The organism is uncultured Campylobacter sp. (assembly GCF_937997595.1).
Classification (GTDB): domain Bacteria; phylum Campylobacterota; class Campylobacteria; order Campylobacterales; family Campylobacteraceae; genus Campylobacter_B.
This window is the reverse complement of record NZ_CALKTS010000254.1, coordinates 1-9,121: the sequence shown is the minus strand read 5'-3', so window position 1 is coordinate 9,121 and position 9,121 is coordinate 1. Positions and strand designations below refer to the sequence as shown.

Here is a 9,121-nt window from a genome sequence, read left to right as displayed (position 1 = left end):
AAAATTTCCTTGCCGTCCTGCGCGCCGTTTGCGAGCTCGGCGAGGCCTGCCTTGGCGGCGTGCACGCTCTTGCTCGTATCGCGGGGCTTTGCGGCGTAGTTTTGCGGATCGGTGGATCTTAACAGATCGTCTTTCTCCCCGCCGTCATCTCCTGAAGAAATTTCGGAATTTTGCAGCTTAGAATTTGAAGCGGAATTTTGCGAATTGGAATTCGTCGCGGAATTTCGCTGTGCAGAATTTTGCGTAGTAGAATTTTTCGAATTTTGCTGCTCGGAATTTCTTCCCGCATCCGTTTGCAATTTTGCGGCTTGCGCCTCATCTGCGGCGGAATTTATTTGCGGTGCACAGCTCTGCTCGCTCTCTTGCGCGCCAGTTAAATTCCTATGATCTTGCTCGCCCGTTTGCGTAGATTCGGGATTTTCTTGCACGCTGCTAGAGATTGAGCTTTCAGTAAAATTTTGCGACGCGGAATTTACAGGGCTTTGTGAGGTCGAATTTCTCGGGCGCGCAGTATCGGCGCCGGATTCGAAAGTCGCGCCTTGCGTATAATTCTTGCTTTGTGTAGCGGTTGTGCCACCTGCGGAATTCCGATCGCACTCGCTTTGGGCGGGATCATCGCCGTTTTGCGGCGCGCCCTGCTCAATCTTGATGGCCGCGCTCTCGCCGAAGAGTGATTTTAACACGCTATTTATCGCTCGCGAGCCCTTGCGCAGGTACTCTCTGTCCTGCCCCTGCGCGCGCGAGAGCAGATACAGCGTGCCGCGTTCAAATTTTAAAAATTCCACGCACTTGCTAAATTTCTCGCCCAGATCGTAATCGCGGTCGTAAATTTTAGCTAAAAAATTCTCGTAAATTTCATTTTGAGCACCCGCTTTGATGGAAGAGTTAGAATTTTGCGCCTGTACCGCTGCGCCAGGTTTGATCTCGTCGTTTGCGTCAGGGCTCTGTTTTGCCGCACCGGAGTTTTGCACCGAGCTTGCGGGACGTTTTGCGCTCGCAGTAAAGCTAGGCACGCCGCTTGTCGCGCTACCCTGGTCGCTCGGTGCAAAAGCCGCGCCGCCTGGCTCACTATTTGGCGCAAATGCCGCGCCTTGATTGGAATTCGATCTAAAATTCAGCGCGGAGTTTTGCGCGTTTAAATTAGGCGCCGAAGCAGAAGCATAGCCCTCGCCCTGATCCAAGGATCTTCCGACCTCTATGAGCTCGTCGATCTCGCGCAGATTTACCGCCTCCATCATCATAAAAATCATCATAGAGATCGCGTAGGTGTTGTCCGGGCTGATGGCGAGCATGCTCTTAGCGCCCGCTAAAATGCGGAAAAACCGCTCGTACATCAGCAGGCTAAATTTCGCGTCTCGGCGCAGGAATTTATCCTTTAAATTTGCGATCATCTCGTCGATTATCGTCTCGGCGTTATAGTTTTCGACCTCTTTGATGATCTCGATCGCGCCCGCGCGGTCCTGGCGCAACACGACGTCTAAAATTTCGCCGATTTTAGCGGGATCGAGCAGGCCCAACATATCGGCGATCGCGCGCTGCGTGATGCCTTCGCGGCTAAAGATAATCGCCTGATCGAGGAGCGTGAGCGTGTCTCGTAGCGAGCCAGAGCCGCTGCGAGCTAGAATTTCAAGCGCGCCCTCTTCGTAAGCGATGTTTTCGGTTTTTAAAATTTGCTCTAGATGCGCTACGACGGCGCTTTTAGCGATCGGCTTAAAGCGAAAGTGCTGCGTGCGCGATAGCACGGTGACTGGAAGCTTGAGCGGATCTGTGGTCGCAAGGATAAATTTTACGTAGCTAGGCGGCTCCTCAAGCGTCTTTAAAAGCGCGTTGGAGGCCTCTTTGGTGAGCATATGTACCTCGTCGATGATGAAAATTTTAAAGCGCGCGCTTGCGGGATGATACTTCGTCTGCTCGATAAGCTCGCGGATATCGTCGATCTTGCGGTGGCTGGCGGCGTCCATCTCGATAATGTCGATGTGGCGCCCCTCGTTTGCCATTACGCAGTTATCGCAGATCTCGCACGGCTTGCCGGTAGGGCCTTTATCGCATAAAAGCGCTTTGGCAAAAATCCTAGCCGTCGAAGTTTTACCGCTGCCGCGAAGTCCGCTGAAAAGATATGCGTGGCTCAGCCTGCCCGAATCCAGCGCGTATGCGAGGCTTTTGGCGACGGCATCTTGACCGATGAGCTGCTCGAAGCTTTTGGGTCTGTATTTTAAAGCGAGTGCTTGCAAAATTTCTCCTTTGATCTTACAATGATACAAAAAAATCTATAAATTTTAAATTTAGTGCTACAATGCGCCCGAATTTCAGAAAAAGGATAAAAATGAAAAAATTTTTAATCGGCGTATTCGCGCTATTTTTTGTCGCCTGCTCGCAAACCAGCAGCGTCATCAGCCTAAATCCGTATCTCTCTAAGGCCGATCAGACCGTAAGCGGCAAGTCGGTAAATATCAACGCGATCAACGATCAGCGCGAAAATCAGATGGTAATCGCCGTCATCAACGATAACGACGGCAAGCTGGTCGATGAGGTGCTTTTAAAAAACAATCTCTCGGCGTGGTTCGATAAGGCTTTGCGCGCGGAGCTTGAGGCTCGCGGCGTAAAGATCGATCCGGCAAGCCCGAATATCGTAACCGTAAATATTAGAAGCATCTCGGCAGCGATCAACGGCTACTCGAAGGAAAATATGAGCGCAAGAGGCGAGGTCGCGATTGCGATAGTGCAGGGCAGCCAAACCACGACCAAGCGCGTAGCGCAGGATCAGAGCAAATTTACGGCGCTTCGCACGGCCAGATCGCTTAATCCTTTTGTGCAAAGCTTGCTTGGCGACATCGTCAAAAAATCCGCCGATCAAATCATCTTGACGCTTTAGATGCGCTGCGTAAATTGCGGCGCGTTTAGCCTGCGCACGATCTGCGCCGCCTGCGCCGCAAATTTAGCCGAATGCCGCCTAAGTATGCGGCAGGTGGAGGGCTTTAGCGTGTTTTACTACTACGGCTACTCCGAAATTCGAGAGCTCATACTTTCTAAACATCACGAATACGGCGCTGCGGTGCTTGCGCGTATAGCCTCTTTAAGTCTAGCGAAATTCCCGCTTCATCTGCGGCGCGAAATTTCAGCAAATCCGCAAAATTACGAAGCATTTAAAACAACGGACGGGGTTTTTAAATTTAATGCCGTGCCGCTGGATGATGACATACGCAGTGGCTATTCGCACACGGCGATCTTAGCCCGCGCGCTAAAAAGCGAGCTAATCGAGCCTAAATTTCACTGCCTGCGCGCGCAAAATCGCGTCAAATACAGCGGGCAGAGTTTGGAATTTCGCCTAAAACACAAGCGAAATTTTAAAATTTTAACCCCGCCGAAATTCCCCGTGATCCTAGTAGACGACATCATCACCTCGGGTCTTAGCATGCTGCAAGCGCGCGAGAGCTTGATCGATGGCGGCTTTATGCCCGTGTGCGGCTTGGTTTTAGCTAATGCAAAAGAATAATTCGCTATAATCGCGCTTTAAAATTTAAAAGGATATTTATGCAATCAAATATGTTTGAAAATCAAGAAATCATCGATATCGACGTCGAAGAATCAATCAAGACCAGCTATCTTGATTACTCGATGAGCGTCATCATCGGTCGTGCACTGCCGGATGCCAGAGACGGTCTAAAGCCGGTGCATAGGCGAATTTTATATGCGATGAACGATCTTGGCGTGGGCTCTCGCCAGCCTTACAAAAAATCCGCCCGTATAGTAGGAGACGTCATCGGTAAATACCATCCGCACGGCGATACCGCCGTTTATGATGCGCTCGTGCGAATGGCGCAGAGCTTTTCGATGAGAATTCCTTCCGTCGACGGTCAAGGCAACTTCGGTTCGATCGACGGCGACGGCGCGGCGGCGATGAGGTATACCGAAGCGCGTATGACGCCGCTAGCCGAGGAACTGCTAAAAGACCTGGATAAAGAGACGGTCGATTTCGTGCCGAACTACGACGAGAGCCTGAACGAACCCGACGTCCTGCCTGCGCGCGTGCCGAATTTGCTGCTTAACGGCTCGAGCGGAATCGCCGTTGGAATGGCGACGAATATCCCGCCGCACAGCCTAGATGAGCTCGTGGGCGGTCTTTTGATACTACTTGAGAATAAAAACGCAAGCCTAGAGGAGATAATGGGCGAGATCAAGGGCCCTGATTTTCCGACCGGCGGCATAATTTACGGCAAAAAAGGGATCATCGAGGCGTATAAAACGGGCAGAGGGCGAGTTAAAATTCGCGCTAAGACCCATATCGAAAAAAAGGCTAGTAAAGACGTCATCGTAATCGACGAGCTGCCGTATCAGACCAATAAAGCGCGCCTGATCGAGCAGATCGCGGATCTCGTAAAAGAAAAACAGATCGAGGGCATCTCTGAGGTGCGCGACGAGAGCGATCGCGACGGAATTCGCGTAGTAATCGAGCTTAAACGCGATGCGATGAGCGAGATCGTGCTGAATAATCTATTTAAGCAAACCACGATGGAGGCGACCTTCGGCGTGATAATGCTTGCAATCGACGGCAAAGAGCCGAAGATTTTCACGCTGATAGAGCTTTTGAAGCTGTTTTTGAACCACAGAAAAACCGTCATCATCCGCCGCACGATTTTTGAGCTTCAAAAAGCGCGCGCTAGAGCGCACATCTTAGAGGGTTTAAAGATTGCGCTAGATAATATCGACGAAGTGATCGACGTGATTAGAAACTCCGCCGATACCAACGTCGCGCGCGAAAATTTAATGAGCAGATTCGGCCTCAGCGAGGCGCAATCGGGCGCGATTTTAGATATGAGGCTAAGCCGCCTAACGGGACTTGAGCGTGAAAAGATCGAGGAGGAGCTAAAAGAAATTTTAGCCGAGATAAAGCGGCTTGATGCGATCTTAAAGAGCGAGGAGCTAATCGAAGGGATCATCAAAGATGAGCTTTTGGAGATCAAGGATAAATTTAAATGCCCGCGAATTACCGAAATCGTCGATGACTACGAGGATATCGACATCGAAGATCTCATCGCGAATGAAAATATGGTCGTTACGATCACTCACCGCGGCTACATCAAGCGCGTGCCTAGCAAGACTTACGAGAAGCAAAAGCGCGGCGGCAAGGGGCGCGTGGCGGTTACGACGTACGATGACGACTTCATCGAGAGCTTTTTTACGTCCAACACCCATGATACGCTTATGTTTATCACCGACCGCGGGCAGCTTTACTGGCTTAAGGTCTATAAAATTCCGGAGGGCTCGCGCACCGCAAAGGGCAAGGCGGTCGTAAATCTAATCCAGCTCGGCGCGGACGAAAAGATCATGGCGATCATCCCTACGACCGATTTTGATCCGAGCAAGTCGCTCGTATTTTTCACTCGCAACGGCATAGTAAAACGTACGAATTTAAGCGAGTTTAAAAACATCCGCTCACTTGGCATCCGCGCTATCAGCCTAGATGAGGACGATACTCTGGTGACTGCGCTCATCGCTCCAAATAGCGCCGAGGAGATGCAAAACTACAAAGGAGGCGCTCTAAGCGGCGACGATCTGGACGGCGGCGAGGCTGAGGAAGTTTTAGAGCAGACCGAACAGGATATTTTAGAGGGAAGCGAGGATGAAATTTCAGATGAAATTTCGCAAGGCGAGGGCGTGCAAGATGGCGAGCCGCAAAGCGCTAACGAAAATATGCTCTTCATCGCTACGAAAAAGGGAATGTGCCTTAAATTTAATCTAAATAAAATTCGCCAGATGGGGCGCATCGCTCGCGGCGTAAAGGGGATTAAATTTAAAGAAAAAGGCGACGAGGTCATCGGCGCCGCGTTTATTCTAAGCGATATGCAAGAAATTTTAAGCGTGAGCCAAAAGGGTATCGGCAAGCGCACCACCGCGAGCGAGTATCGCCTCACAAACCGCGGCGGCAAGGGCGTCATCTGCATGAAGCTCACCAACCGCACGGGCGAGCTCATCGGCGTCGTGATGGTCGATGAGGAGATGGATCTCATGGCGCTAACCACCAGCGGCAAGATGATCCGCGTAGATATGCAAAGCATCCGCAAAGCGGGCCGCAACACCAGCGGCGTCATCGTCGTAAATGTCGAGGGCGACGACGTCGTGAGCATCGCGACCTGCCCGAAAGCCGAGGAGGGCGACGAGGGCGAAGCGGATGAGCTTGCACAGGATGAAAATTTATTAAATTCAAATTTAGATAGCAAAGATTCGCAGAGCGACGGCCCTAGCGATGAAATTTTAAAAGGAGGAGAGGATGAGTAGTTACAATATCGCCATCGTAGGCGCTACCGGCGCCGTAGGCGAGGAGATTTTGCGCGTCTTAGACGAGATGAACTTCCCTGTAAAGGACATACTGCCGCTTGCAAGCGCAAAGAGCGCGGGCGAGAAGGTGGAATTCCGCGGCAAAGAATACATCGTGAGGGAGCTAACAGACAGCACCTTCGACGAAAACGAGATCGACATCGCGTTTTTTAGCGCGGGCGGCTCCATTTCGGCGCATTACGTGCCTTTTGCTGCGGCAAGCGGCGCAGTGGTGATAGATAACACGAGCCACTTTCGTATGCAAGAAAATGTCCCGCTCGTAGTGCCCGAGTGTAATCCTCAGGATATAAAGCTATGGGAAGAGACAGGCATCATCGCTAATCCAAACTGCTCAACTATCCAGATGGTTCAAATTCTTAAGCCGCTTGATGACGCGTTTGATATCGAGCGCGTAGATGTAAGCACCTACCAGGCGACGAGCGGTGCAGGTAAAGAGGGTATGAGCGAGCTTGTAGAGCAGCTGCAGCAGTTTTTCGCTTTTAAGCTTGATGAGTGCGAGCCGAAGGTTTTCCCGCATCAGATCGCGATGAATGTCATCCCGCACATCGACGTATTTTTGGACAACGACTACACCAAAGAAGAGATGAAGATGGTGAACGAAACGCAGAAAATTTTGCATAAAAACTTCGCCGTTTCGGCTACCTGCGTGCGCGTGCCGGTACTTCGCAGCCACAGCGAGGCGATCACGATAAAATTTAAAAAGGATTTCGAGATTAGCCGCGTGCGCGAAATTCTAAAAAACGCGCCTAGTATCGTGCTTGCAGACGATCCAAGCAAAAAGCAATACCCGATGCCGCTGCTTTCGAGCGATACGAACGAAACCTACGTCGGCAGGCTCCGCAGGGACAATTTCGACGATAAAATTCTGCATCTTTGGTGCAGCGCCGATCAAATCCGCGTCGGAGCGGCTACGAACGCCGTGCGCATCGCGCTTCGCTGGATCGATATGCAGCAAGACAAGTAAGATAAATTTAGCAGAGTTGCCGAGCCTTTGTGCGTGGATACGGTTGCGCGCGCGGTTTCGGCACCGAAGACCGGCGAATAAAATTTGCAAATTGGTCTAGTTAAAATTTAAGACCGCGAGCTGAAATTTTGCGCTTTTAATCGGGCGCAAAATTTTAAAGACTCAAACGGGCGCGATCAAAAGAGATAAATTTACGCGATTGTAAACGAGCGTAAATTTAAAAGGGCGCTTCGGCATAGAGCGGCTTTTAAATTTATACATTCGTTTGCGAAGCGGCTAGTCTCGAATTAAAATTTAAGGAAGAAATGAAAGCTATATTTGAAAAATTTTTGCTTTGTAGCAAGTCTCTAACGCTTCTGCCTGTTATTTTTTGTGTTGCGGCTAGTGCGACGATATTTGTGATGGCAAGCTACGAAATCGGCTCGGCGCTTTATAAAATCGTGGAATTTTTCCTAGCCCCGCAGAGCGAGCGAGCGCTTTACATTGGCATTTTAAGCGAAATAATAACTGCGATCGATCTGTATCTGGTCGCCATCGTGCTGCTAATCTTCGTATTTGGAATTTATGAGCTGTTTATTGACGAGTTTGTGGATCTAAATTTACAAGTTTTAAAGATCGCTTCGCTGGATGAGCTGAAGCACAAACTCGGCAGCGTCATCATAATGGTGCTCGTAGTGGATTTTTTCAAGAGAATTTTGCACACCTATTTTACTACCCCTTTGGATATGCTTTTGCTCGCAGGGGCTATCTTCGCGGTTTGTTTGGCTTTGTATATTTTGAGTAAATTTAAAGGATAAAAATGGTTTTCATCGACGCATGCTTCGGCAAAGAGACCCCATACACGCCCATTTGGATGATGCGCCAGGCGGGGCGCTACCTGCCGCAATACATGGCGGTGCGCGAGAGGGCAGGCGATTTTTTGAGCCTGTGTCGCGACTATCGCGCTGCTAGCGAGGTGACGATCCAACCCGTGGAGATTTTGGGCGTCGATGCGGCGATACTTTTTAGCGATATTTTGGTCGTGCCGATGCAGATGGGGATGGATCTGCGCTTCGAAGCGGGCGAGGGGCCGCGCTTTAGAGATCCGATCCGCTCTCAGAGCGATCTGGCGCGCCTAGATCCGCAAAAGGCCGCGGCAGAGCTCGGATACGTTTATGATACGATCTCGCTTACTCGCTCTCGCCTTGCTGCGGATAAAGCGCTCATCGGCTTTTGCGGCGCGCCGTGGACGATCGCTACCTATATGATCGAGGGCGGCGGCAGCAAAAATTACGCCGTTTGCAAAAGGATGCTCTACGAAAACCCGCAGCTTCTGCATGAAATTTTGCGCCTAGTTACGGAGGCGACGAAGCTCTATCTGGCGCGCCAGATCGGCTCGGGCGTCGATGCGGTGCAGATTTTCGATAGCTGGGCAGGCGCGCTAGAGCCGAGCGCATACGAGGAGTTCGGCTGGCGATACATCCTAGAAATCACGGAATTTTTAAAGGCGAAATTCCCGCATATCCCGCTCATCGTCTTTGCCAAAGGCACGGGCGCGCAGATATCGCGGCTGAGCCGTATCGCGGCGCGGCGAGGCGAGGCGAGCTTTGACGTATGGGGCGTGGATTGGAGCACTCCTATGGGGCTTGCGCGCGAGCAGCTCGGGGGCAAATTTGCGCTTCAAGGCAACCTGGAGCCGATGCGGCTATACGACCGCGGCGCGATAGAATCGGGCGTGCGCGAGATTTTAACGGCGATGAAGGGTGCCGCGCATATCTTTAATCTAGGGCATGGAATTTTGCCCGACGTAAGCGTGCAAAACGCCAAATATCTGGTGGATCT

At 51.0% G+C, this 9,121-nt stretch carries 6 protein-coding genes and 1 pseudogene; 6 read left to right on the top strand and 1 reads right to left on the bottom strand.

Translation table 11 applies throughout. The features are described 5' to 3' along the window. Positions 1–521 precede the first annotated feature (521 nt). Positions 522–2,231 (bottom strand): annotated as a pseudogene (locus tag Q0614_RS08480) (DNA polymerase III subunit gamma/tau); the annotation flags it as partial. 92 nt (positions 2,232–2,323) lie between these two features. Here Q0614_RS08480 and Q0614_RS08475 point away from each other — a divergent pair. The 6 genes from Q0614_RS08475 to hemE all read left to right on the top strand — a co-directional run. Further along, the gene (locus Q0614_RS08475) at positions 2,324–2,872 is read left to right on the top strand and encodes a YajG family lipoprotein (RefSeq protein WP_298788002.1); all 549 of its coding nucleotides are present in this window, start codon (positions 2,324–2,326) and stop codon (positions 2,870–2,872) included. Beyond that, entirely contained in the window at positions 2,873–3,493 is a 621-nt protein-coding gene (locus Q0614_RS08470; RefSeq protein ID WP_298788000.1) for a ComF family protein, read from the top strand. 50 nt (positions 3,494–3,543) lie between these two features. Continuing rightward, entirely contained in the window at positions 3,544–6,276 is a 2,733-nt protein-coding gene (gene gyrA / locus Q0614_RS08465; protein ID WP_298788003.1) for a DNA gyrase subunit A, read from the top strand. Then, positions 6,269–7,300, top strand: coding sequence for an aspartate-semialdehyde dehydrogenase (locus Q0614_RS08460; RefSeq protein WP_298787998.1), 1,032 nt, complete (start codon positions 6,269–6,271; stop codon positions 7,298–7,300). The genes gyrA and Q0614_RS08460 overlap by 8 nt, the downstream gene beginning before the upstream one ends. 305 nt (positions 7,301–7,605) lie before the next feature. Continuing rightward, positions 7,606–8,097 (top strand): YqhA family protein, encoded by a 492-nt coding sequence (locus tag Q0614_RS08455; RefSeq protein WP_298787996.1) that lies wholly within the window; start codon positions 7,606–7,608, stop codon positions 8,095–8,097. A 2-nt stretch (positions 8,098–8,099) separates the two neighbouring features. After that, positions 8,100–9,121, top strand: a 1,022-nt coding sequence (hemE, locus tag Q0614_RS08450) for a uroporphyrinogen decarboxylase (RefSeq protein WP_298787994.1), incomplete at its 3' end; no start/stop codon positions are given.